Annotated in this window: 22 protein-coding genes; 11 read left to right on the top strand and 11 right to left on the bottom strand. The window is 61.2% G+C overall.

All coding sequences use genetic code 11. The features are described from left to right. Positions 1-39 precede the first annotated feature (39 nt). A complete protein-coding gene (gene rssC, locus PSH66_RS08230; RefSeq protein WP_003172602.1) occupies positions 40-522 on the bottom strand; it encodes an anti-sigma factor antagonist RssC in 483 nt (160 codons plus the stop codon). After that, positions 522-1703 (bottom strand): two-component system response regulator RssB, encoded by a 1182-nt coding sequence (gene rssB, locus PSH66_RS08225; RefSeq protein ID WP_003172599.1) that lies wholly within the window; start codon positions 1701-1703, stop codon positions 522-524. Before rssB ends, rssC begins: the two co-directional genes overlap by 1 nt. A gap of 276 nt (positions 1704-1979) precedes the next feature. On the opposite strand from rssB, the gene PSH66_RS08220 reads away from it, so the two are divergent. Then, complete coding sequence (locus tag PSH66_RS08220) at positions 1980-2276, top strand: PilZ domain-containing protein (protein WP_003172598.1); 297 nt, start codon at positions 1980-1982, stop codon at positions 2274-2276. 62 nt (positions 2277-2338) lie between these two features. On the opposite strand, the gene PSH66_RS08215 is transcribed toward PSH66_RS08220, so the two are convergent. Beyond that, complete coding sequence (locus PSH66_RS08215) at positions 2339-3028, bottom strand: VacJ family lipoprotein (RefSeq protein WP_003172597.1); 690 nt, start codon at positions 3026-3028, stop codon at positions 2339-2341. 196 nt (positions 3029-3224) lie between these two features. On the opposite strand from PSH66_RS08215, the gene PSH66_RS08210 reads away from it, so the two are divergent. Both PSH66_RS08210 and PSH66_RS08205 read left to right on the top strand, forming a co-directional pair. Then, positions 3225-3833, top strand: a complete 609-nt coding sequence (locus PSH66_RS08210; RefSeq protein WP_141064533.1) for an HAD family phosphatase — start codon at positions 3225-3227, stop codon at positions 3831-3833. Between the two features lie 110 nt (positions 3834-3943). After that, positions 3944-4210, top strand: a complete 267-nt coding sequence (locus tag PSH66_RS08205) for a DUF4404 family protein (protein WP_141064532.1) — start codon at positions 3944-3946, stop codon at positions 4208-4210. A gap of 138 nt (positions 4211-4348) precedes the next feature. Here the strand turns inward: PSH66_RS08205 and queF are convergent, their stop codons facing one another. Next, complete coding sequence (gene queF / locus PSH66_RS08200) at positions 4349-5179, bottom strand: NADPH-dependent 7-cyano-7-deazaguanine reductase QueF (protein ID WP_003172594.1); 831 nt, start codon at positions 5177-5179, stop codon at positions 4349-4351. A gap of 66 nt (positions 5180-5245) precedes the next feature. Continuing rightward, complete coding sequence (locus PSH66_RS08195; RefSeq protein ID WP_042944350.1) at positions 5246-5782, bottom strand: plastocyanin/azurin family copper-binding protein; 537 nt, start codon at positions 5780-5782, stop codon at positions 5246-5248. A gap of 156 nt (positions 5783-5938) precedes the next feature. Between PSH66_RS08195 and PSH66_RS08190 the strand changes: the two genes are divergently transcribed. Continuing rightward, entirely contained in the window at positions 5939-6619 is a 681-nt protein-coding gene (locus PSH66_RS08190) for a heavy metal response regulator transcription factor (protein ID WP_003172591.1), read from the top strand. Beyond that, positions 6616-7971, top strand: coding sequence for a heavy metal sensor histidine kinase (locus PSH66_RS08185; RefSeq protein ID WP_305428685.1), 1356 nt, complete (start codon positions 6616-6618; stop codon positions 7969-7971). The genes PSH66_RS08190 and PSH66_RS08185 overlap by 4 nt, the downstream gene beginning before the upstream one ends. 55 nt (positions 7972-8026) lie before the next feature. Here PSH66_RS08185 and PSH66_RS08180 read toward each other — a convergent pair whose 3' ends face one another. Genes PSH66_RS08180 through PSH66_RS08170 form a run of 3 tightly spaced genes read right to left on the bottom strand, consistent with a single transcriptional unit; the run spans position 8027 to position 11271 of the window. After that, positions 8027-9271 (bottom strand): lipoprotein-releasing ABC transporter permease subunit, encoded by a 1245-nt coding sequence (locus PSH66_RS08180; RefSeq protein ID WP_003172589.1) that lies wholly within the window; start codon positions 9269-9271, stop codon positions 8027-8029. A 58-nt stretch (positions 9272-9329) separates the two neighbouring features. Beyond that, a complete protein-coding gene (lolD, locus tag PSH66_RS08175) occupies positions 9330-10013 on the bottom strand; it encodes a lipoprotein-releasing ABC transporter ATP-binding protein LolD (RefSeq protein WP_165448107.1) in 684 nt (227 codons plus the stop codon). A 7-nt stretch (positions 10014-10020) separates the two neighbouring features. After that, on the bottom strand, positions 10021-11271 hold the full coding sequence (locus tag PSH66_RS08170) for a lipoprotein-releasing ABC transporter permease subunit (protein WP_305428684.1): 1251 nt from the start codon (positions 11269-11271) through the stop codon (positions 10021-10023). A gap of 94 nt (positions 11272-11365) precedes the next feature. On the opposite strand from PSH66_RS08170, the gene PSH66_RS08165 reads away from it, so the two are divergent. Together PSH66_RS08165 and PSH66_RS08160 are read left to right on the top strand one after the other, a co-directional pair. After that, on the top strand, positions 11366-11950 hold the full coding sequence (locus tag PSH66_RS08165; protein WP_305428682.1) for a PilZ domain-containing protein: 585 nt from the start codon (positions 11366-11368) through the stop codon (positions 11948-11950). Between the two features lie 44 nt (positions 11951-11994). Then, positions 11995-12717 carry a glycerophosphodiester phosphodiesterase family protein gene (locus PSH66_RS08160; protein WP_003172585.1) on the top strand — a complete coding sequence of 241 codons (723 nt, stop codon included), beginning with the start codon at positions 11995-11997 and terminating at the stop codon, positions 12715-12717. A gap of 42 nt (positions 12718-12759) precedes the next feature. On the opposite strand, the gene sthA is transcribed toward PSH66_RS08160, so the two are convergent. Further along, positions 12760-14154 (bottom strand): Si-specific NAD(P)(+) transhydrogenase, encoded by a 1395-nt coding sequence (sthA, locus tag PSH66_RS08155; RefSeq protein ID WP_003172584.1) that lies wholly within the window; start codon positions 14152-14154, stop codon positions 12760-12762. Between the two features lie 214 nt (positions 14155-14368). On the opposite strand from sthA, the gene PSH66_RS08150 reads away from it, so the two are divergent. After that, the gene (locus tag PSH66_RS08150; protein ID WP_003172583.1) at positions 14369-14902 is read left to right on the top strand and encodes a chalcone isomerase family protein; all 534 of its coding nucleotides are present in this window, start codon (positions 14369-14371) and stop codon (positions 14900-14902) included. A gap of 106 nt (positions 14903-15008) precedes the next feature. Here the strand turns inward: PSH66_RS08150 and PSH66_RS08145 are convergent, their stop codons facing one another. Next, on the bottom strand, positions 15009-16472 hold the full coding sequence (locus tag PSH66_RS08145) for a glyceraldehyde-3-phosphate dehydrogenase (protein ID WP_078732042.1): 1464 nt from the start codon (positions 16470-16472) through the stop codon (positions 15009-15011). A gap of 340 nt (positions 16473-16812) precedes the next feature. On the opposite strand from PSH66_RS08145, the gene mfd reads away from it, so the two are divergent. The 3 genes from mfd to PSH66_RS08130 are packed head-to-tail and all read left to right on the top strand — an operon-like array spanning position 16813 to position 23540. Next, the gene (mfd, locus tag PSH66_RS08140; RefSeq protein WP_003172580.1) at positions 16813-20262 is read left to right on the top strand and encodes a transcription-repair coupling factor; all 3450 of its coding nucleotides are present in this window, start codon (positions 16813-16815) and stop codon (positions 20260-20262) included. Positions 20263-20273: 11 nt separating this feature from the next. Then, the gene (locus PSH66_RS08135; protein ID WP_003172579.1) at positions 20274-20840 is read left to right on the top strand and encodes a CsiV family protein; all 567 of its coding nucleotides are present in this window, start codon (positions 20274-20276) and stop codon (positions 20838-20840) included. 9 nt (positions 20841-20849) lie between these two features. Further along, positions 20850-23540, top strand: a complete 2691-nt coding sequence (locus PSH66_RS08130; RefSeq protein WP_003172578.1) for a DEAD/DEAH box helicase — start codon at positions 20850-20852, stop codon at positions 23538-23540. Between the two features lie 115 nt (positions 23541-23655). On the opposite strand, the gene nagZ is transcribed toward PSH66_RS08130, so the two are convergent. Then, a complete protein-coding gene (gene nagZ / locus PSH66_RS08125) occupies positions 23656-24666 on the bottom strand; it encodes a beta-N-acetylhexosaminidase (RefSeq protein WP_141064528.1) in 1011 nt (336 codons plus the stop codon). Between the last annotated feature and the right edge of the window lie 18 nt (positions 24667-24684).

The raw sequence follows: 24684 nt of genomic DNA, 5'->3' as shown, positions 1-24684 counted from the left end.
CAGACTCCAACTGTGGGATGTGTTTCGACAGGAAGGACGTCAGTGGCGCTCGAGGGCGTTGACGAGGTCGTGGAAGGCTTCGCGGTTGGACTCGTTGAGGCCCATGAGGATCTTGTGCGCTTCCAGCACCTTGACCCGCACCACTTCCTCGGACTGGTCCTGGGACGGCAGGTCGGTCAGGCATTCCGGGCACGGGATCGGGCGGTCAACGATGTTGAACACCTGGTCGAAGCCCATGGACTGCAGCAGACGCGTGATGTCTTCGTGGGTGGTGACGACGGTAGGCAACAGGCCGACCTTCTGCCGCGACAGAATGGACAACTTGGCCAGCAAACCAAGGGTGGTGCTATCGATGCTGCGGGTTTCGGTCAGATCGATCACGATCGCCGAGAAATTCAGCGCAGTGAAGATCCGCTCAATCGTCGCATCCAGCGCCGAACACAAGGTCAGGCGCACTTCACCGACAAACTTCAGGACAAAGGTCCCGTCTTGCTCGGCGAACTGGATTCTTCCGGTACTCATCAAAGATTCCTGCTCAACACCAGTAGGGCGATATCATCCGGCATCTCCCCCAGCGTGGCCAATCCAAAAACCTGCCGCAGGCCATCCAGGCTGCCGCCCGCCGACTTGACCCGTTGGGGCAAGGCGGCTTCTTTCTCTTTGAGTGTAGGTTCCGGCAAAAGGTCCAGAATGCCGTCGGACATCAGCGTGAGACTGAACGTCGGCGGCAACTCCAGGATGTGGTCTTCGTAAGTGGCTTCATTGAACAAGCCGACCGGTAGGCCACGCCCTTCCAGGTAACGCACACTGTCAGGAGTGTATAAAACAGGCATCGGCAGGTGACCGCCAATACTGTAGGTCAAAAGACCGGTTTCTTCATCGATCACGCCGCCGACCATCGTCACGTGCTTGCCCAGCTTGCAGCTGATCAGGCCCCGGTTGATGTGGCCCAGCACTTGCGACGGGGTGAACTCCGGCAAGGTGCCATTGCGCTTGGATTCGAACAGCAGCCGTGTGGTCATGAACTTCAACAGCACGGTGACAAAGGCGGAGGACGCGCCATGCCCGGAGACATCGGCCAGGTAGAACGCTACGCGCCGCTCATCCACACGGAAGTAGTCGACAAAATCTCCCGACAGATACAGCGACGGGATGATCTGGTGCGCGAACTGGAACTCGTCGATGGTCCAGGGGCTGACCGGCAGCATGTTCATCTGCACCTGGCGACCGGCGTTCTGGTCTTCCTGGAGCAAGTTGAGGCTGGCTTCGAGTTCGCGGTTGGCCGTTTCGAGCTTTTCGCGGTAGCGCTGGTTCTCGACCAAAAGGCGTGCACGATCCAGGGCACGGCGCACCGAGTGCTCCAGTACCGCGAGGTCTTCGAGGGGCTTGATCAGGTAGTCGGCGGCGCCCAGGCGCAGGGCCTCGACGGCATCGTTCATGACCCCGGCACCGGACACGACAATCACTGGCGTCTGCGGGGCAAGCTCGGTCACCTGGCGGATCAGCTCAAGGCCGCCCATCTGGGGCATGCGCAGGTCGCAGATCACGAGGTCGGGCTGGTCGCGCTCGAATACCTGGAGACCCTGTTGACCATTGCTGGCCTGCAATACGCTGAAGCCGCTGTCTTCCAAATAGGCCGCGAGGCTCGCGCGCACTACTTCGTCGTCATCGATTATCAGCAGCGTGGCACTGGTTTTTTGCATGTGGGCAAACGGCGCCAGAATTAGGTTGGCGTAGGTGGCTCGGCAATGACCGGGCTCACGTACTGGATTCGCTTTCTAGCCTCTCTGTCCTACAAAGCATAGGCGTTTTGCCCACGCACAACTGTAAAGCAGAGGTGCCCTTCTAAGGCGCAGACGGTACTCCCATCCGACAGGCGTTTCAAGCTCATGCCGATGGTCGCCGAGCGTCTTTACACCGCAAATCACCGGGAGTTATAAGAACAGGCACAACCACAACACAAAGTAAGGACGGAACCGATGAGCCAGCAAGAGCGCGACTATGCTGAAAAACGTGATTTCATCCGCATGAAAGTGGATGCCGATGTGTCACTGATTCACGCTGGGCAAGAGATTGCGGGGGTTTGCGTAGACCTTTCCAGCTCTGGCATGCAGGTACAGGCGCCTCGCCAGTTCACTGTGGGTGACCTGCTGACCGTGCGCATTGATTCGGAGCACGCTGCGCTCGCGGGCCTGGAGGCGGACACGCAAGTGGTGTGGGCTAAAACCGCAGGGGACGAGCAGCAGCTTGGTCTGAAGATCCTGAAAATGCGCTGAAACCCGCACACAAAAAAGGCGACCTCCAGGGGTCGCCTTATTTCGTTTCAAAACATCACAGCTTAAAAGTCGTCGACGACCTTGCCATCCTTGACCTTGAACTCGCGGTTCTGCAGGTAGGCGTTACGGATGAAGGTGTACTTGTCGCCGGTGATCAGCTTCTCACTGTCGAGCAAGCTGGCACGGGTGTCGACGATGTTCAGGCCCATGGTGCTGTTGCGCCAGCCGATATCGTTCATGTAGCGATACGGTTGCGTGTAGCTGTCGACGTATTTGGACGGTGCATCACGCAGTGTGCTCGGGCCCAGCAAAGGCAGCATCACGTAGGGACCGCTGCCCACACCCCAGTAACCCAGGGTCTGACCGAAGTCTTCATCGCTGCGTTGCAGCCCCATTTTGGTGCCGACATCAATGAAGCCCAGCACGCCGAAGGTGGTGTTGACCAACAAACGCGCCGTATCAACGCCTGCGTTGTGCGGCTTGAGTTGCAGCACATTATTGGCCAGGTTGCCGACATCGCCGATATTGCGGAAGAAGTTGTGGATACCGTCTTCGACAAATTGCGGCGTGATCCACTCATACCCTTGGGCCAATGGCTTGAGGGCGTAGGTATCAACGGTGTCGTTGAACGTGAAGATCGGACGGTTGACGCTTTCCCATGGGTCATCTTCCGATGCGGCCTGGGCGGCGAACGGGGCCAACAGGACAGTGGCACACACCGACAGCTGAGCGAAGTAGTGGCTCCAGCGCATAGCTTTATGCTCCTTGAATGATCTGTCATGGGCGCTATGCCCTGAATAAGGCCGTCAGTATATGACGGAAGTCTCCAATTAGGCAGCAACCAAGAAGAGTCATACGGAAAATGGACAAAATTCCTACAATTAACGCGACTGTCATCCCCTTGTCATTCTGCACCGATAGCGTCAGAGCTATTTCAGGGATGCTCACATGCCTCAAGCAGAGACCGCCGTCGCCGACGGCCCCGCCTTGACCGCCGTACTGTTTGGCCTGAGTGGTTGCCTGGTCGACTTTGGTTCCCAGGCGCGCACCGACTCAGCATCCCCCGACTCCCACGTCACCCCAGGCGCGCTGAAAAGCCTGCGCAGCCTCAAGGACCAAGGTGTGCCCTGCGCCTGGCTGGATGAGCTGCCCGCCTCGGTCACCACCCCTCTGGCCGCCTCCCTGCCCAACTGGCTCAAGGCCGCCTCGCCCTCCTCCATCCGCTGGCCTGCGCCCCATGCGTGCTGGCAAGCCTTGATGGAACTGAACATCGAACGCCTGGAAGGCTGCGTATTGGTCAGCGGTGAGCCACGCTTGCTGCAATCAGGCCTGAACGCCGGGCTGTGGACCATCGGCCTGGCCTCCTGCGGTTCGCTGTGCGGCCTCGCGCCCGAACAATGGCAGGCCCTGAGCGACAAGGAGCGCGAGCACAAGCGCGGCAAGGCCACCGTGGCGCTGTATGGCTTGGGGGTCCACTCGGTGATCGATCACCTTGGCGAGCTCGGCACCTGTCTGGCCGACATCAGCCTGCGCCGGCTCAAAGGCGAGAAGCCCTGATCGAGATCATGCACAGTCGGCGCCCGTGGATTAATCTACAGGTCAGTCCATAGACCTTTCACGGCGTGTCGCGGTCTATGCCAGTGCCTATCGATAAAAGGAAGAATGTCATGCCTGATCGCAAAAAACTGGAAGAACAGGTCGAGATCCTGCGCGGGCAGTTGGAACAGAAACCGCTGCTGTCTGAAGAAAAACGTGAAGCGCTGGAAGAATTGATCGCCAAGTTCGAAGTACAGCTGAAAATGGAACCGGCCACCCAGACACCCAGCATCGCTGACGATGTGAACCGGGCAGTGGAAGGTTTTGAACTGGATCATCCTGGCATTGCCGGGACACTGCGCAATATTGTGATTACCTTGGGCAACATCGGCATTTAACCCAAGCCTAAGCCGGATACAGAACCAAATGTGGGAGGGGGCTTGCCCCCGATAGCGGAGTGTCAGTCACAACATCTGTGTCTGAATATCCGTAATCGGGAGCAAGCCCCCTCCCACATTTTGGTTGTGTGTGAAGGCTTATTGGCGCGCCAGGCGCACGTTCTGGAACGCTACATCCTCAGTACTGCGATACGGGTTGATATCCAACCCACCCCGGCGCACATAGCGCGCATACACCGTCAATTTTTCCGGCTTCAGCAGGCGCTGCAAGTCCAGGAAGATGCGCTCCACACATTGCTCATGAAAATCCGAATGCTGGCGAAAGCTCACCAGGTATTCCAGCAAACTGGCGTGATCCAGTGCCGAACCACGGTACTCCACCACCACGCTGCCCCAGTCGGGCTGGCTGGTCACCGGGCAGTTGGACTTGAGCAGGTGGCTGTGCACGCTCTCCTCCAGCACGCGCGAATCATCGCAGCGCAACAGCTCCGGACGCGGGTGCTCGTAACCGCTGACGTTGATGTCCAGGTCGTCGATACACACACCCGGCAGCGCCATCACCCCTTCGGCTTCGATCTCGGCCAGGCTGCGGATACGCACACTCACCGGCTTGCCGGCAGCGGCACTGAGGTCCGTGCGCAGGGTCGCTTCCAGGCCTTCGATATCGGCAAACACGGTCTGGTTCAGCGAGTTGAGGTACAGCTTGAACGACTTGGACTCGATGATATTCGGCGAGTCGGCCGGGATGCTGAACTCACCGATCGCCACCACCGGCTTGCCCGACGGCAGCAGCCAGGACAATTCGAAGCAGTTCCAGAAATCCACGCCTTTGTAAGGCAGGGTCTCGGCGCTCAGGCCAAGCTCGGCCCACTTGGCCGCGCGAGGGATCGGGAACAGCAACGAAGGCGTGTAGGTGCTGATGTATTCACTGGACTTGCCCAGCGGCGAATGTTCGGCTGCGGGATGCATGGCGGAAACCTGGCTAAATAAACCGCGCCAGTCTACCAGCCTTTGCCTGAGCTCTTAAGCGGCACCTCACTCAACGGTCAGCTTGCCGACCATACCCGCCTGGTAATGCCCGGGCAGGTTGCAGGCGAACTCCAGGCCCGTGGCCTGAGTGAAGGTCCAGGTCAGTTCGGCGGTTTTACCAGGCTCGACCAGTACACTGTTAGGGTCATCGTGTTTCATGCCGCCCATATCACCATGGCCCCTATCACCATGACTCATGGCGCTGTGGTCCATCTTGCCCATCCCCGTGGAGGTGAGCATGCCGCTGGCCTGCATCTGTAACATTTCCTTCTGGTGTTCGGCGTGCATCGCCGCGTCACCGAGGTTGAATTCGTGCAGTAGCTGGCCCTTGTTGACCAATACAAAGCGAACGGTCTCACCGGCCTTCACCTCCAGCGACTTGGGCGAAAAGGCAATATCCTGCAGCGTGACGTCCACCGTGCGCGTGGCCTTGTCCGCCGTTGCCGGCTGGCCGAACGCATAGGTATGTGTCGCGTCGGCCATCGCATCGACACTCAACGCCAACAGGCAACCGGCCAACAACAGAGGTGTACGCAATGCCATCGAAATTCTCCCCATATAAGTAACCCGCTTGTGCAGCACTTTAAGATGACGTCGCTGCCAGCCAACTGACTGCTAGATTACAACTTTGTCAGGTTGCGCCCTTGGCCTGGCACCCGCGGTATAAAGCCCGTCGCCACCCGTTGCCAAGAGCTGCCCATGAAACTGCTGATCGTCGAAGACCAACCGAAAACCGGCCACTACCTGCGCCAGGGCCTGGCCGAGGCGGGGTTTACCACCGAATTGGTCGCCGACGGCACCAGCGGCCAACACCTGGCGCTGACCGGTGATTACGACCTGCTGATCCTCGACGTGATGCTGCCCGGCCGCGATGGCTGGCAAATCCTGCAGGCGGTGCGCAGCGCCGGCCTGGATATCCCGGTGCTGTTCCTCACCGCCCGCGATGCGGTGGAGGACCGTGTGCACGGCCTGGAGCTGGGCGCCGACGATTACCTGGTCAAACCCTTCGCCTTTTCCGAGCTGCTCGCCCGCGTGCGCAGCCTGTTGCGCCGTGGCAGCAGCACGCCCCAGGACACTGCCCTGCAACTGGCCGACCTGCGCCTGGACTTGATCCGCCGCCGTGTCGAGCGCGACGGCCAGCGCATCGACCTCACAGCCAAGGAGTTCGCGTTGCTGGAACTGCTGCTGCGCCGCCAGGGCGAAGTGCTGCCCAAGACCTTGATCGCCTCCCAAGTGTGGGACATGAATTTCGACAGCGACACCAATATCATCGAAGTGGCGATCCGCCGCCTGCGCCTGAAAGTCGACGACAACTTCCCCAACAAACTGATCCACACCGTGCGCGGCATGGGGTACGTGCTTGAGGAGCGCCTGTCTTGATCAAGCGCCTGTCCCTCGCCAGCCGCCTGGCGCTGCTGTTTGCCGCCTGCACCGCCGTGGTCTCGCTGATCGCCGGCGTGCTGTTCAACCACGCCAGTGAGGCGCATTTTATCGAGCTGGACCAGCAACAGCTCGACAGCAAACTCATGGCGCTGCGCAGCACCTTGCAAGGTGTCGACTCGCTGGAAACCTTCGTTCAACGTGAAGCGCAATTGCGCGCCGACCTCACGCGCCAGCCCGACCTCAGGCTACGCATCAGCGCTGACGGCCGACGCTGGCTGGACGATGCGCCGAGCGTCAACCTGCCGACGGCGCCCGGCCTGTATAGCCTGCAAACGGCCGGCACCGATTACCGCGTGTACAACGCACCGCTGATGGCAGGCCAAGCCGGCTCGCCGCAACTGAGCCTGATGCTCGACATCACCCACCACCAACACTTTCTGCAACGCATGCAGCATTTGATCTGGCTCACCGTCGGGCTGTCCGCCCTGGCTACCGCGCTGTTGGGTGCCTGGGCCGCACGCAGCGGGTTGCGCCCGTTGCGGCGCATGGGTGAAGTGGCCGCCGGCGTGTCCGCCCATTCCCTGACCCAGCGCCTGCCCCAGCAGCAGATGCCGACGGAACTGGCGGAACTGGCCCAGGCCTTCAACGCCATGCTCGGCCGACTGGACGATGCGTTCCAGCGCCTTTCAGCCTTCTCCGCCGATATCGCCCATGAACTGCGCACCCCGCTGTCGAACCTGCTGACTCACACCCAGGTCATCCTCACCCAGCCGCGCCCGCTGGAGGATTACCGCGAGGCGCTGCACAGCAATCTGGAAGAGCTGCAATGGATGGCGCAACTGGTCAATGACATGCTCTACCTGGCCAAGGCCGACCACGGATTGTTGATGCCCAAGCGTGAACCCCTGGCGCTGGCGGATGAAGCAGAGGCGCTGCTGGAGTTTTTTGCATTGCTGGCCGAAGACGCACAGGTTTCGCTGGTACGCGAAGGTAGCGCCCACACGGCCGGGGATCGCGGCATGCTGCGTCGGGCCTTGTCGAACTTGCTGGATAACGCGCTCAGGTTTACCCCCGCCGGTGGCGAAGTGCGCGTGCGCATGATGCAAAGCATGAAGGGCGTGACGCTGACGGTGGAAAACACGGGAGACGGCATTCCGACGGAGTTGTTACCCCGGTTGTTTGATCGGTTCTACCGGGCCGACCCGGCGCGGCATGAAGGCAGCAGCGAGCATGCAGGGCTGGGGCTGGCGATTACCCAGTCGATTGTGCGGGCGCACGGAGGGAGGATTTTTTGTGAGTCTGGGGCGGGAGTGACGCGGTTTGTGATTGAGTTGCCGGCTGGAGATTGAGGCAAGCAGTACCGGCCCTATCGGGGGGGTAAGCCCCCGATAGCAGTCTAAAGGCTTACGAATACCTCAGCGCATGCGCCGGCTCGATCTTCGCCGCCCGATACGCCGGATACAACGTCGCCAAAAAGCTCAACACAAACCCGGCCGTGCAAATCAGCAGCACATCCCCGCCTTGCAGCTCCGAGGGCAGGTTGCTGACAAAGTACACATCCGAACTGAAGATATGCTGCCCGGTCACTCGCTCGACCCAGCCCACCAACTCGCTCACGTTCAACGCCGCAATCACCCCCAGCACACCACCGATCAAGGTGCCGACGATGCCGATTACGGTGCCCTGCACCATGAAGATCGCCATGATCTGCCGTGGCGTGGCGCCGATGGTGCGCAAAATCGCGATGTCCGCGCCCTTGTCGTTCACCACCATGATCAAGGTGGCGATGATGTTGAACGCGGCAACGGCGACGATCATCAGCAGCAACAGGCCGATCATGGTCTTTTCCATTTTCATCGCGCTGAACAGGCTGCCCTGGGTGTGGGTCCAGTCATCGGGTTTATAGCCGGCGCCGAGGCTGCCGGCGATATCCGCCGAGACGCTGGGCGCTGCGTACAGGTCTTTGACCGCCAGGCGCACGCTCTGCACCTGGTTGGGCTGCCAATGCTGGATTTCTGCGGCGTCAGCCATGTGGATCAACGCCATGGAGCCATCCAGCTCGGCGCCGACCTTGAAGATACCGACCACGTTCAACCGCTGCATGCGCGGGGTGATGCCGCCCGGTGCGCTGCTGATTTCCGGCACGATCAGGGTCACTTTGTCGCCCACATTCAGGCGAAAACGCCGGGCGGTGATGTCGCCGATCACCACGCCGAACTCACCGGGTTTCAAATCCTCCAGCTTGCCCCGCACGATATGCTGGGCAACGATCGACACCTTGCCTTCCTGAGCCGGGTCGACGCCGCTGATCTCGATCGGCTGCATCGCGCCCTTGTAGGAGAACATGCCGTCCATTTGGGTGAACGGAACGGCGGCGGTCACTTGCGGGTTTTTCATCGCTGCGGCGGCCACCGGCTGCCAGTCATCGATCGGGTTCACGCCGACGATGGTGGCGTGGGGCACCATGCCGAGGATGCGCGAGCTCATTTCGCGCTGGAAGCCGTTCATCACCGACAGCACCACGATCATCGCCAGCACGCCCAGGGCGAGGCCGATCATCGAGGTCATCGAAATAAACGAGACAAAACGGTTGCGGCGCTTGGCGCGGGTATAGCGCGTGCCGATGAAAATCGATAACGGTCTGAACATTCGCGGGCACCGTTGAAAAAATGGAAAACCCGGCGTCGGACGCCGGGCTTGAAACGGGTCAGATGGCGACCAGATGACCTTCCTGCAGGTGCAGCACACGGTCCATCTGCCGGGCCATGCTCATGTCATGGGTCACCACCAGGAACGCAGTGCGCATCTGGGTGCTCAGTTCCAGCATCAAATCCTTGATGCCCTGGGCGGTGTGGGAGTCGAGGTTGCCGGTCGGCTCGTCGAGCATCACCAGCCCTGGGTTGTTCACCAAGGCTCGGGCAATCGCCACACGCTGGCGCTCGCCGCCGGACAATTCAGCCGGTTTGTGCTCCAGGCGATGGCCCAGGCCGACACGCTCCAGCAGGGCCTTGGCGCGTTGGCGGGCCTGCGGGATCGCGGTCTTGCCGATCAGCAGCGGCATGCACACGTTTTCCAGGGCGGTGAATTCCGGCAGCAGGTGGTGGAACTGGTACACAAAGCCCAGCGACCGGTTGCGCAACTGGCCACGGGCCTTTTCATTCAGGGCGGACAGTTCTTCACCGGCCAACCAGACGCTGCCCTGGGACGGCGTATCGAGGCCGCCCAGCAGGTTCAACAAGGTACTTTTGCCCGACCCGGAACTGCCGACGATCGCCACGCGCTCGCCCGGATGCAGCTCCAACTGCAGATTGGACAGCACCACCACGGATTCCGGGCCTTCCTCGTAGGATTTGCCCAGGTTGCGGCAGCTCAGGATTGCTTTTTCACTCATGCCCGATTCACTCATAACGTAAGGCCTGTGCTGGCTGGGTACGTGCCGCGCGCCAGGCTGGATACAGGGTGGCAAGGAAACTCAGGACCAACGCGGCGCCGCCCACCATCAACACGTCCTGGGCCTGAACCTGGGACGGCAAGTAATCGATGAAGTAGACGTCGGCGTTGAGAAACTTGTGGCCGATCACTTTTTCAAGCAAGGCAATGGCGGCGCTGACGTTCAGCGCGGCCAGAATACCGACCGCCGTACCGATCAGGGTACCGACCACGCCGATCACGGTGCCCTGCACCATGAAAATCGCCATGATCTGCCCCGGCGTGGCGCCAAGGGTACGCAGGATGGCGATATCGCCCTTCTTGTCGTTCACCACCATGACCAGCGTGGAGATGATGTTGAAGGCGGCAACGGCGACGATCAGCAGCAACAGCAGGCCGATCATGGCTTTTTCCATGCGGATGGCCTGGTACAGGTTGCCGTGGGTGCGGGTCCAGTCGCGGGCGTAATACTGGCTTTCGCCTAGATGCTGGGCGATTTCCCAGGCGCCGCGCGGGGCGTCGAACAGGTCGGAGAACTTCAGGCGCAGGCCCTGCACCTGGTCCGGCTGCCAGCGGTGCAGGCGCGCCAGGTCGGTGAGGTTGGTCAGGCCGAGGTAGCCGTCGATCTCGCCGGCGCCGACGTGGAAGGTGCCGACCACGGTAAACCGCTTCATGCGCGGGAACATGCCGGCCGGGGTCACGGTGACCTCCGGAGCGACGAAGGTCAGCTTGTCGCCCAGGCCCACGCCGAGCTTGGCCGCCGCCTTGTCGCCGATCACGATGCCAAAGCTGCCGGGCGCCAGGTCATCGAGTTTGCCCTGCAACATGAACTTGTCGATGATCGAGACGTTGCGCTCCTGGGCCGGATCGATGGCATTGAGCAGGATCTTCTGCACCTTGCCGTCGTGGGTCAGCAGCCCCTGCATCTGAGTGAACGGCGCGACGGCCAGCACTTTGGGGTTCTGCTTGACCTTGGCGGCCAGGCTTTGCCAGTCGCTGATGGGCGCATCGCCCTCGATGGTCGCGTGGGGCACCATGCCCAGCACGCGCGTGCGCATCTCATGATCGAAGCCGTTCATCACCGACAGCACCACGATCATCACGACCACGCCCAGGGCGAGACCGATCATCGAGGTCAAGGAAATGAACGACACAAAATGATTGCGACGCTTTGCACGGGTATAACGCGTGCCAATAAATACGAAGAGAGGTCTGAACATGTCGGGGCTTGTTCGGAGGAAAAGAAGACGTCCCGGTGGCGGGGTCTGGTAAGCAGCTTTACACTCAGACCATTACCGTTACCTGGGGTTCGCCATGTCGACATTAGATGAAGAAGAGCGCCGCGAATACTACCGTATCGACGACATGATCGCACTCCAAATCAGCACATTGTCTGGCTCCGAAGCGGCGAGCAAGGAAGTGTTGCTGGATGATTCGCCGCTGTTCAATCTGCTCAGCGAACTGCACCTGAGCGAATTCGAAGCCCAGCACCTGCTGCGCCAGATCAGCGAGAAAGATCGCAGCCTGGCGGCCTTCCTCAAAGTGCAGAACAAGCGCCTTGACCTGCTCAGCCAGGTCATGGCCCGCGGCCTGCTGGCTGAAGTGGGCGCGCCGCAGCCGGTGATCCTTTCCGAGGGTGGCATCGACTTCCAGCACCCTACCCCGCTGGCCCCCGATACCCATCTGGCGGTCAAGCTGGTGCTGATGCCCCAGGCACTCGGCCTGCTGCTGCGCGCGCGGGTGACCCATTGCGATCCAAAGGGCAGCGTTTTTGACATAGGCACCGAATTCGAAGCCATGACCGATGCCCAACGGCAACTGCTGGCGCGCTACATCCTGCAGAAACAAGCGCAGGAACGCCGCCTGGCGCGGGAAAAGAGCGACGCCCAAGACACCTGATTTCGTATTGACCTGGCCAGAAGAGCTGGCATTAAGGAGCAACTGTGACCCTGATTTACGGCCATCGCGGTGCCAAAGGCGAAGCACCGGAAAACACCCTGACCAGCTTTCAGGAATGCCTCAAGCACGGCGTACGCCGTTGCGAACTGGACTTGCACCTGTCCATGGACGGCGAACTGATGGTCATCCATGACCCCACCCTCAAACGCACCGCAGACCGGCGTGGCAAGGTCGTCGAGTATTCGGCGGCGGACCTGGTGAAGATGGACGCGCGTAAAGGCGGCCCAGGCTGGGTGAGCCCCTGCCCGATCCCGCGCCTGGAGGAGCTGTTTGAAAAGTGCGACTTCGATCACTGGCAACTGGAAGTCAAAAGCGCCTCGCGCACGCGCGCCGCGACCACTGTGCTGGCGATTCGCGAGATGGCGGTACGGTTCGGCCTGATGGACAAGGTCACAGTGACCTCGAGCTCTCGGGAAGTGCTGAAGGCGGCGGTTGAACTCACACCCGACCTGTCACGCGGACTGGTGGCCGAATATGCCTGGCTTGACCCGCTGAAGGTCGCGCAGAACTACGGCTGTGAATACCTGGCATTGAACTGGACGTTATGCACCCCCGAGCGTCTGGAAAAAGCCCAGCGCCAGGGTTTGCATGTATCCGTGTGGACGGTCAACGAACCTGCACTGATGCGCAGGCTCGCCGACTTCGGCGTAGATAGCCTGATTACAGACTTTCCCGGTTTGGCCACTGCCACCCTTGGGAATTACTGAAATCGGTCTCCCCGGCCGGCTCAGGCCACCGGCCGGAGCCGCTCAAAAAAGCCGGTTGAGGCCGTCGTAGGCCGCTACCCGATAGGCTTCGGCCATGGTCGGGTAGTTGAACGTGGTGTTCACAAAATACTTGAGGGTATTTTGCTCACCCGGCTGGTTCATGATGGCCTGGCCAATGTGCACGATCTCCGAAGCCTGGTAGCCGAAGCAATGCACGCCGAGCACTTCCAGGGTCTCGCGGTGGAACAGGATCTTCAGCATGCCTTGCGGCTCGCCGGCGATCTGCGCACGCGCCATGCTCTTGAAGAACGCCTTGCCCACTTCATAAGGCACCTTGGCCTTGGTCAGCTCGTGTTCGTTCTTACCGATCGAGCTGATCTCGGGAATCGTGTAGATCCCGGTCGGCACGTCATTCACATAGCGCCAGCTGCCATTGTCGACAATGCTGCCGGCCGCCGAGCGGCCCTGGTCATGGGCGGCACTGGCCAGGCTTGGCCAGCCGATCACGTCACCGGCGCCGTAGATGTTCGGCACGCAGGTGCGGTAGTTCTCATCCACCTCGATCTGGCCACGGCTGTTGACCTTGACCCCGATGTTCTCCATGCCCAGCTTGTCGGTGTTGCCGGTACGGCCATTGCACCACAGCAAGGCGTCGGCCTTGATCTTCTTGCCGGATTTGAGGTGCAGGATCACCCCGTTGTCCAGGCCTTCGACGCGCTCGTACTCTTCGTTGTGGCGCACGGTGATGTTGTTGTTGCTGAAGTGATAGCTCAACGCCTGGGAGATTTCCGAGTCGAGGAAGCTCAGCAGTTGATCGCGGTTGTCCACCAGCTCCACCAGTACACCCAGGCCGCTGAAGATCGAGGCGTATTCACAGCCGATCACGCCGGCACCGTAGATGATCAGTTTGCGCGGGGTGTGACCCAGGCTCAGGATGGTGTCGCTATCGTAGATACGCGGGTGGTGGAAATCGATGTCCGCCGGACGATAAGGGCGCGAGCCGGTGGCGATAATGATGTGCTTGGCTACCAGTTTCTCGACCACACCGTTGGAGCACACCACTTCAATGGTTTGCTCGTCGGCGAAGCTGCCGGTGCCGAAGAACAGGTCGACTCGGTTACGGGCGTAGTAGCCGGTACGCGAAGCGACTTGCTTGGCGATGACTTTTTCGGCGCTTTTCAATACGTCCGGAAACGAGAACCAGCGCGGCTCACCAATGGCCCGGAACATCGGGTTGGTGTTGAACTGCATGATCTGGCGCACCGAGTGACGCAAGGCCTTGGACGGGATGGTACCCAGGTGGGTGCAGTTACCGCCGACCTGGCGACGGCTATCGACCATCGCGACCTTGCGCCCAGCTTTGGCGGCGTTCATCGCCGCGCCTTCTCCAGCCGGGCCGGAACCCAGTACCACCACGTCGTAGTTGTAGACAGCCATGCGTACTCCTCAGAACAGGCCAGGCGTACGGTTGGACGCCAGGCTAAATCATGCCGCGGCCAGCGGGCATGAAGGACAATTTGGCTCAAGTGTGTGAACCGGGGCACAGTCTATATAAGGCTCAACGCCGCGCACATTAACCCTTGGTCGCGTCGTAGGCCAGTATTGCCATACTACATGACGCAAATCAGCGCCGATTTCAGGATGAGCCATTATGCGACAACTCTTTGTGTGTTTAATGCTGATGATGTCGATCGCCGCCCATGCCAATGACGCCGACCGACTCAAGCAGGCTGATTTCCCCGCACAGTTCGAGGGCCTGGCCCGGAAAAACCAGGCGGTGCTCAACTACCTCTGGGCGGATGTCTACGCCGCCGGGTTGTATGCCTCTGCGGATGTAAGCGCCAGACAGGCCTGGGCACAACAACAGGATCTGCGTTTGGTGCTGTATTACTTTCGCGACATCGACCGCAAGGATGTGATCAAGGCCGCCACGGCGACGTTGGAGCGCCAGCAAGCCAGTGCTCGTTTGAAGCCTGAACTGGATCAACTGCATGCACGCTTTCGCAATATCCGCAGCGGCGATCGCTACGCCCTGGATTTTCGGCCGGGGCGCGGTTTGAACCTGGAGATCAATGGCCAGGTGGTGTTCAGCAGTCGAGATACTGAATTGGCGAAAGCCTATATGGGTATCTGGCTGGCGCCGAAGGGGTTGTCGGACAGTTTGCGCGGGCAGTTGCTCAATTGATGCGTCGGCTGAACGACCGCTATCGGGGGCCCTCACAGGCAGCCCAAAACCCACAGCCATAAAAAAGCCCCGAACCAGTCGGGGCTTTTTCATTCAACACTCAGGCTTAGCGCGGAAACGCCGGCGGGTTAACCCCAGCCATGTCTTCCATCACACGAACCACCTGGCAGCTGTAGCCGAACTCGTTGTCGTACCACACGTACAGCACGACACGGTTGTCCTGGGTAATGGTCGCTTCCGCGTCCACCACACCGGCGTGGCGCGAGCCGACGAAGTCGGTGGACACCACTTCCTGCGAATTGACGAAGTCGATCTGCTTGTGCAGGTCGGAGTGCAGCGCCATGTAGCGCAGGTACTCGTTCATCTCTTCACGGGTCGCGGCTTTCTCAAGGTTCAGGTTGAGAATCGCCATCGACACGTTCGGCGTCGGTACGCGGATCGCGTTACCGGTCAGCTTGCCGGCCAGTTCAGGCAGGGCCTTGGCAGCAGCGGTGGCCGCACCGGTCTCGGTGATGACCATGTTCAACGCGGCGCTACGACCACGGCGATCGCCCTTGTGGAAGTTGTCGATCAGGTTCTGGTCGTTGGTGTACGAGTGAACGGTTTCGACGTGGCCGTTGACGATGCCGAACTTGTCGTTCACAGCCTTGAGCACCGGCACGATGGCGTTGGTGGTGCAGGAAGCGGCGGACACGATCTTGTCGTCAGCCGTGATTTCACCGTGGTTGATACCGTGCACGATGTTCTTCAGCTTGCCCTTGCCAGGCGCGGTCAGCACAACGCGGTCGATACCCGGGCAGGCCAAGTGCTGGCCCAGGCCCTCGGCATCACGCCATACGCCGGTGTTGTCCACCAGCAGGGCGTTCTTGATGCCGTACTGGGTGTAATCCACCTCGGACGGGTTCTTGGCGTAGATCACCTGGATCAGGTTACCGTTGGCGGTAATGGTGTTGTTTTCTTCGTCGATGGTGATGGTGCCATTGAACGAGCCGTGCACCGAGTCGCGACGCAACAGGCTGGCGCGCTTGGTCAGGTCATTCTCGGCGCCTTTGCGCACCACGATGGCCCGCAGGCGCAGGCCGTCGCCGCCACCGGTTTTTTCGATCAGGATGCGCGCCAGCAGGCGGCCGATACGGCCGAAGCCGTACAGCACCACGTCGGTGCCTTTGCGGGCCGCGGCGTTTTGCTGGCCAACCACGTCGGCCATTTCTTCACGCACGAACTGCTCGGCGCTGCGGCCGGCACCTTCCTTGCGGAATTTATAGGCCAACTTGCCCAGGTCTACCGAGGCCGCGCCGAGCTTGAGCTCGCTCATGGCCTTGAGCAGTGGGAATGTTTCGTGGACGGAGAGTTCGCTGTCGTCGGCGGAGCGATGGCGCGCAAAGCGGTGGGCTTTGAGAATCGCGATGACAGACTGGTTGATCAGGCTGCGGCCATAGATCGAGCTCACCACATTGTTATTGCGGTACAGCTGACCGATAAGCGGGATCATCGCTTCTGCGAGTGCTTCACGGTCGATCCATTCACCAAGACACTGGTCGGGCTTCTGAGTCACGGGAACCTTCCACATGTAGGGGCTGAAAAAAGGGGCTACATTATGTCGCCCGAGTGCCGGTTGAGCAATGCGCGACGGGCAACAAAAAGCCCTTGCAAAAAAATACCACCGCTCTACAGGCCAGGAAATACGCGGGTTCCAGAAGGCCACTAGTGGAACAACCCTGCCGACTTGTCCGTAACCCTCCGAAACAACCGCGGCCTTTGGCACTACATATTGAGTCAAAACCCTGCATTGTTTGTCTTAACCACTACATTTCCTACAAACCGCATTCCACACAGTCAGCAACTGACAGGCGGCACCTCGGGCCGTTACAATTGCCGACTTTGTCGCAACGCTTGGAGCTCAACCTTCCGTGCCCGTTCTGCGTCTACCGCTACTCCCTGCCGCGGCAGGTAAACAGCACTGGGGCAACCTGCCCGGTGCCGCCCTGAGCCTGGCCATCGCCGAGGCTGCCAGCGCAGCCAAGCGCTTTACCCTGCTGCTCACCGCCGACAGCCAAAGTGCCGAACGGTTGGAGCAGGAGCTGAGCTTCTTCGCCCCCGATTTGCCGGTGCTGCATTTTCCCGACTGGGAAACCCTGCCCTACGACCTGTTCTCGCCGCATCAGGACATCATTTCCCAGCGCATCGCCAGCCTGTACCGCCTGCCGGAACTGGCCCACGGCGTGCTGGTGGTTCCGATCACCACGGCGCTGCATCGCCTGGCGCCGACCAAGTTCCTGCTCGGCAGCAGCCTGGTGCTGGATGTCGGCCAGAAGCTTGACGTGGACCAGATGCGCACGCGCCTGGAAGCCAGCGGTTACCGGTGTGTCGACACGGTGTACGAGCACGGTGAGTTCGCGGTACGCGGTGCACTGATCGACCTGTTCCCGATGGGCAGCAAGTTGCCGTACCGCATCGACCTGTTCGATGACGAGATCGAGACGCTGCGCACCTTCGATCCGGAAAACCAGCGTTCCATCGACAAGGTCGAGTCAATCAAGCTACTGCCGGCGCGGGAATTCCCGTTGCAAAAAGACGCGGTCACCCGCTTCAAGGCGCGCTTCCGGGAACGCTTCGACGTGGACTTCCGCCGTTGCCCGATCTTCCAGGACTTGAGCAGCGGGATTACGCCGGCCGGTATCGAGTACTACCTGCCGCTGTTCTTCGACGAAACCTCGACCCTGTTCGATTACCTGCCCCAGGACACCCAGGTGTTCTCGCTGCCGGGCATCGAACAGGCGGCGGAAAACTTCTGGAACGATGTGCGCAACCGCTACGAAGAGCGCCGCGTCGACCCCTCCCGCCCTCTATTGCCGCCCGCCGAACTGTTCCTGCCGGTGGAAGACTGCTTTGCGCGCCTCAAAAACTGGCCACGTGTGGTCGCCAGCCAACAGGACGTGGACGCCGGCGGTGGCCGCGAACGTTTCCCGGCGCAGGCGCTGCCCAACCTGGCCATTGAAGCCAAGGCCAACCAGCCGCTGGAAGCGCTGTCGAACTTCCTCGGCGACTTCCCGGGCCGTGTGCTGTTCACCGCCGAATCCGCCGGGCGCCGCGAAGTGCTGCTGGAGTTGCTGGAACGCCTGAAGCTACGCCCGAAAACGGTCGACAGCTGGCCGGATTTTGTCGCGAGCAAGGACCGCCTGGCGATCACCATTGCGCCGCTGGATGAAGGCCTGTTGCTGGATGACCCGGCCCTGGCGCTGATCGCCGAGAGCCCGCTGTTCGGCCAGCGCGTGATGCAGCGTCGTCGCCGTGAAAAACGCGCCGACGCCAACAACGACGCGGTGATCAAGAACCTGACCGAGCTGCGCGAAGGCGCGCCGGTGGTGCATATCGACCACGGTGTCGGTCGCTACCTCGGCCTGCAGACCCTGGAGATCGATAACCAGGCGGCCGAATTCCTCACCATGGAATACGCCGAGGGCGCCAAACTCTACGTGCCGGTGGCCAACCTGCACCTGATCGCTCGCTACACCGGCAGCGACGACGCCCTGGCGCCGTTGCATCGCCTGGGCTCGGAGACCTGGCAGAAAGCCAAGCGCAAAGCCGCCGAGCAGGTGCGTGATGTCGCCGCCGAGCTGCTCGACATTTATGCGCGCCGCGCCGCCCGCGAAGGCTACGCGTTCGCCGACCCGAAAGCCGACTACGCCACGTTCAGCGCCGGCTTCGCCTTCGAAGAAACCCCGGACCAGCAAACCACCATCGAAGCGGTGCGCGCCGACATGCTCGCGCCCAAGCCGATGGACCGCCTGGTCTGCGGCGACGTGGGTTTCGGCAAGACCGAAGTGGCCATGCGCGCCGCCTTCATCGCGGTACACGGCGGCCGCCAGGTGGCGATCCTGGTACCGACCACCCTGCTCGCCCAGCAACACTACAACAGCTTCCGCGACCGCTTTGCCGACTGGCCGGTGACCGTGGAAGTGATGAGCCGCTTCAAGTCGGCCAAGGAAGTGAACGCCGCCGTCGCTGACCTGGCCGAAGGCAAGATCGACATCGTGATCGGTACGCACAAGCTGCTGTCGGACGATGTAAAGATCAAGAACCTGGGCCTGGTGATCATCGACGAAGAGCACCGCTTTGGTGTGCGCCAGAAAGAACAGCTCAAGGCCCTGCGCAGCGAAGTCGACATTCTCACGCTCACGGCGACGCCGATCCCACGCACCCTGAACATGGCGGTGTCGGGCATGCGCGACCTGTCGATCATCGCCACGCCGCCGGCGCGACGCCTGTCGGTGCGCACCTTCGTCATGGAACAGAACAAAAGCACGGTGAAAGAAGCCCTGCTGCGCGAACTGCTGCGTGGCGGCCAGGTGTACTACCTGCACAACGACGTGAAGACTATCGAGAAATGCGCCGCCGACCTCGCCGAACTGGTACCGGAAGCGCGCATCGCCATCGGCCATGGACAGATGCGCGAACGCGAACTCGAACAGGTGATGAGTGACTTCTACCACAAGCGCTTCAACGTGCTGATCGCCTCGACCATCATCGAGACCGGCATCGACGTGCCGAGCGCCAACACCATCATCATCGAGCGCGCCGACAAGTTCGGCCTGGCGCAACTGCATCAGCTGCGCGGCCGCGTCGGGCGCAGTCACCACCAGGCGTATGCCTACCTGCTCACGCCGCCGCGCCAACAGATCACCTCGGATGCCGAGAAGCGTCTGGAAGCCATCGCCAACACCCAGGACCTGGGCGCCGGTTTTGTGCTGGCCACCAACGACCTGGAAATCCGTGGCGCCGGCGAACTGCTGGGCGACGGCCAGAGCGGGCAGATCCAGGCCGTGGGCTTCACGCTTTATATGGAAATGCTTGAGCGCGCCGTGAAAGCGATCCGCAAGGGCGAACAGCCGAACCTCGACCAGCCGCTGGGCGGAGGTCCGGAAATCAACCTGCGTCTGCCGGCGTTGATTCCCGAGGACTACCTGCCGGATGTGCACGCAAGGCTGATTCTGTACAAGCGCATCGCCTCGGCCACCGATGAAGACGGCCTCAAGGACCTGCAAGTGGAGATGATCGACCGCTTCGGCCTGCTGCCGGAACCGACCAAGAACCTGGTGCGCCTGACCCTGCTCAAACTGCAGGCCGAGCAGCTTGGCATCAAGAAAGTCGACGCCGGGCCGCAGGGCGGGCGCATCGAGTTCGAAGCGCAGACGCCGGTGGACCCGTTGGTGCTGATCAAGCTGATCCAGGGCCAGCCCAACCGTTACAAGTTCGAAGGGGCTACGCTGTTCAAGTTCATGGTGCCGATGGAACGCGCCGAAGAACGCTTCAATACCCTGGAGGCGCTGTTTGAGCGCCTCATCCCGAAAACTGTTTGAAGGACGCCTCAATGCGCCTGTTCCGCATGCTGAGCTTGTTGTTGGTGGTCGTGGCGCCTTCGGCCTTTGCCGACAGCCCGTACCTGGTAGAAATGATCCTGGTACGCCAGAACGCGGAGCCTGTGATCAACAGCCGCGCCGCGCCGGAAAACTGGGACGAAGGGGCGGTGCGCCTGGGCGATAAAATGAGCCCGCCGCGCCTGAACAACATCGTCGACAAGCTCAATGCCGATAACAGCTACACCGTGCTGGCGCACAAGGCCTGGGAGCAGAACCTGGGCGAGCAGCCGGTCAAAATCGCGATCACCGACGGCCAGGAGCAGTTCGGCCAGTTCCCTGTCGAGGGCACATTGAACCTGCAACTGGGGCGCTTTACCGACATCGACGCGCAGTTCTGGGTCAATCAATTCGACAGCAACGCCAGCGTGATCGCCAGCGAACACCTGAACCAGACCGACGTACGCACCAAGAACAACCAGCTCAATTACCTGGATGGTGGCCACCTGGCGCTGCTAATCAAGATCACCTCGCTGACCGCCAAGCCACCGAGCGCACCACCGCCCGACATCCAGGACTGATCCAGCGCCATGCCCCTGACGCCGTCGCTGACCAAACCCCTGGCCCCTTCGTGGGCCAATCGCTTCAAAGAGCAGAGCCTGGAGCGCGGGCGACGTTATGCCCTGGAGAACCGCGTGCGTATCGTCGAATCCGGCGACAGCACCATCATCGCCAGTTGCGAAGGCTCGGGCGGCAACGTCTATCGGCAAACCATCTCCCTGCGCGAATCCGCCAAGGGCCTGTTGATCCTGGTGGACAGCCGCTGCACCTGCCCGGTGCACACCAACTGCAAACACATCGCGGCCGTGCTGCTCAAGGTCCAGGAAACCCTGGCCTATCCAGCAGCGGCGCAGGATGCCGAACTGCTGGAAAAACTCCAGGCCGTGCTGGATAACCGTGTAGTGCTGCCGCAGGTGGTGATAGAGGATGCGCTGCCGATCCCGCGCCTGTGGCTGGCCAGCGTTGAATTCAGTGCGTTCGAACCGCGCAATGGCAAGATGCAGCGCTATATCCAGCACCGTGCGGCGCTGTCGTTCAATTATCGGGGCAACTATGTCAGCGGCCAGAAGAACGCCGACATTATTGTGCGCGAGGAAACCCGGAGCCTTCGCATCAAGCGCCATCCCGAGCTGGAGCAGCCCTACCGCGAACAACTGCGCCTGCTGGGCTTCAAGATCGCCACGCGCCAGAGCAAGGCCTTGCCGGAAAGCGCCGGCGAGCTGTTCGAGATGGTCAATGACAGCGCCTGGCTGAACTTCACCCTCAACGCATCGCCCACCTTGCGTAGCGAGGGGTGGGAGTTGCAGATCGATGAGGACTTCGGCTTCGACCTGAGCCCGGTCGACGACTGGTACGCCACCGTTGATGAAGGGCCTGAGCGTGACTGGTTTGACCTGGAACTGGGGATCATCGTCAACGGTGAGCGACTGAGTCTGTTGCCGATCCTGCTCAACCTGATGCGCTCCCACACCGAGATCCTCAACCCGGAAAAAGTCGCGCGGCGCCGCGATGACGAGCTGATCCTGGTCAACATCCCCGGCTTGCCCAACGGTCACGGCCCGCTGCAAGTGGCGCTACCCTACGGCCGCCTGAAACCAGTGCTGGCAACCCTCGGTGAGTTTTACCTGCAAGAGGCCGGCACCACCACGCTGCGCCTGGCCAAGGCCGATGCCATTCGCCTCAACCCGCTGGAAGACCTGCCGCTGCAATGGGAAGGTGGCGAGAAGATCCGCAACTTTGCCCAGCGCCTGCGCGATATCAAGGACTTCACCTGCGTGGCGCCCGAAGGCTTGAACGCCACCTTGCGCCCTTACCAACTGGAAGGCTTGAGCTGGATGCAGTCGCTGCGCCAACTGGATGTGGGCGGAATTCTTGCGGATGACATGGGGCTGGGCAAAACCCTGCAGACCTTGGCGCATATCCTCAGCGAAAAGATCGCCGGGCGCCAGGACCGGCCGTGCATGGTGGTCATGCCCACCAGCCTGATTCCCAACTGGCTCGACGAGGCGGCGCACTTCACCCCACAGCTCAACGTGTTGGCACTGTACGGTGCCGGGCGTAAGAAACATTTTGCCAACCTGCAGGACTACGACCTGCTGCTGACCACCTACGCCCTGCTGCCCAAGGACATCGACCACCTCGCCACCCTGCCCTTGCATGTGCTGATCCTCGATGAAGCCCAGTACATCAAGAACCCGTCCAGCAAGGCGGCCCAGGCGGCACGCGAGCTGAACGCGCGGCAACGCCTGTGCCTGAGCGGTACGCCACTGGAAAACCATCTGGGCGAGCTGTGGTCGTTGTTCCACTTCCTGCTGCCGGGCTGGCTGGGCGACGTGAAAAGCTTCAACCGCGACTACCGCGTGCCCATCGAAAAACGCGCCAGTGACGTGCGATTGCAGCACCTCAACGGTCGGATCAAACCCTTCCTGCTGCGCCGCACCAAGGAACAGGTGGCCACGGAATTGCCGCCCAAGACCGAGATCATCCACTGGGTCGACCTCAACGAAGCACAGCGTGACGTATACGAAACCATGCGCCTGGCCATGGATAAAAAGGTCCGCGACGAGATCACCCGCAAGGGCGTGGCGCGCAGCCAGATCATCATCCTTGAAGCGCTGCTCAAACTGCGCCAGGTCTGCTGTGATTTGCGCCTGGTCAACGACGCCACCCCGCCCGCCCGGGGCAGCAGCTCGGGCAAGCTCGACAGCCTGCTGGAGATGCTCGACGAGTTGTTTGCCGAAGGCCGGCGGATTCTGTTGTTTTCGCAGTTCACTTCGATGCTGAGCCTGATCGAAGCCGAACTGAAAAAACGCGGGATTGCCTACGCGTTACTCACTGGCCAGACCCGTGATCGGCGCACGCCGGTGAAGGATTTTCAAAGTGGCAAACTGCAGATTTTTCTGATCAGCCTGAAGGCAGGCGGCGTCGGCCTGAACCTGACCGAAGCCGACACCGTGATCCACTACGACCCGTGGTGGAACCCCGCCACGGAAAATCAGGCCACCGACCGTGCGTATCGCATCGGGCAAGAGAAGCCGGTGTTCGTTTACAAAATGATTGCGCGGGGCACAGTGGAAGAGAAAATCCAGCACCTGCAGAAAGAAAAATCCGACCTGGCGGCGGGTGTGCTGGATGGGCGTACCACCGGGGATTGGCAATTGGGCAACGAGGAGATCGAGGCGTTGTTTGCGCCGCTGCCCAACAAGCAAGAGAAGCGATGACGGTCGGATCGCCATCGGGGACGAGTCGAATCGCCGCACCGCTCCTCCCCCCCTTTGATGGCGAATACATACAAATATGGGAGGGAACTCGCCCACGATGAGCGCGACTCAGTCTTCAGTCAATTAACTGAGCAGCCCGCAACGCGGCAAGCGCTGCCAGCCAACGCGGATCCTGTTTGTACTGCGTCGAAGCAATCGCTTGCCCGCGCATCCGCGCAATACGAGCAGACGGTGTGACCTTCATGCGCTGCGCCGCACTCAGCGCCAACTCGGCCGCTGCACGATCGTTGCACACCAGGCCCATGTCGCAACCGGCAGTCAGCGCCGCTTCAATCCGGCTGGCCGCGTCGCCGACCACATGGGCACCGGCCATGGACAGGTCATCGCTGAAAATCACCCCATCAAACTGCAGCTCACCGCGCAGGATGTCCTGCAGCCAGCGGCGCGAGAAGCCGGCGGGCTGGTTATCGACGTGCGGATAAATGACGTGCGCCGGCATCACCGCCGCCAGTTGCTTGCTCAGGCGTGCGAAAGGCACCAGGTCGTTGGCGCGAATCTGTTCCAGGCTGCGCTCGTCATTGGGAATGGCGACGTGGGAATCAGCCTCGGCCCAACCGTGACCGGGGAAGTGCTTGCCGGTAGCGGCCATGCCGGCGCTGTTCATGCCACGGATAAATGCACCGGCGAGCACGGCGGCGCGCTCGGGGTCGCCTTCGAAGGATCGGGTGCCGACCACGGCGCTGCGCTGATAGTCCAGGTCCAGCACCGGGGCAAAGCTCAGGTCCAGGCCGACGGCCAGCACTTCGGTGGCCATGATCCAGCCGCATTGTTCGGCCAGGTATTCGGCATTGGGGTTATCCGCCAACGCGCGCATGGCCGGCAGGCGCACAAAGCCCTGGCGCAGGCGCTGCACGCGGCCGCCTTCCTGATCGACCGCCAGCAGCAAGTCCGGGCGCACCGCGCGAATCGCCGCGCTCAGTTCCCGTACTTGGCGCGGGTGCTCGATATTGCGCGCAAAAATGATCAGGCCACCCACTTCAGGCTGGCGCAAGAGGTGGCGATCCTCGGCCGTCAGCCAGGTACCGGCGATGTCGACCATCAAAGAACCTTGCAGGGCAGCAGTCATAAACCTTCCTTAAATAAC

Origin of the sequence: Pseudomonas sp. FP597 (assembly GCF_030687435.1) — a bacterium.
GTDB classification, from domain to species: domain Bacteria; phylum Pseudomonadota; class Gammaproteobacteria; order Pseudomonadales; family Pseudomonadaceae; genus Aquipseudomonas; species Aquipseudomonas lactucae.
This window is presented reverse-complemented; position numbering and strand designations above follow the sequence as displayed.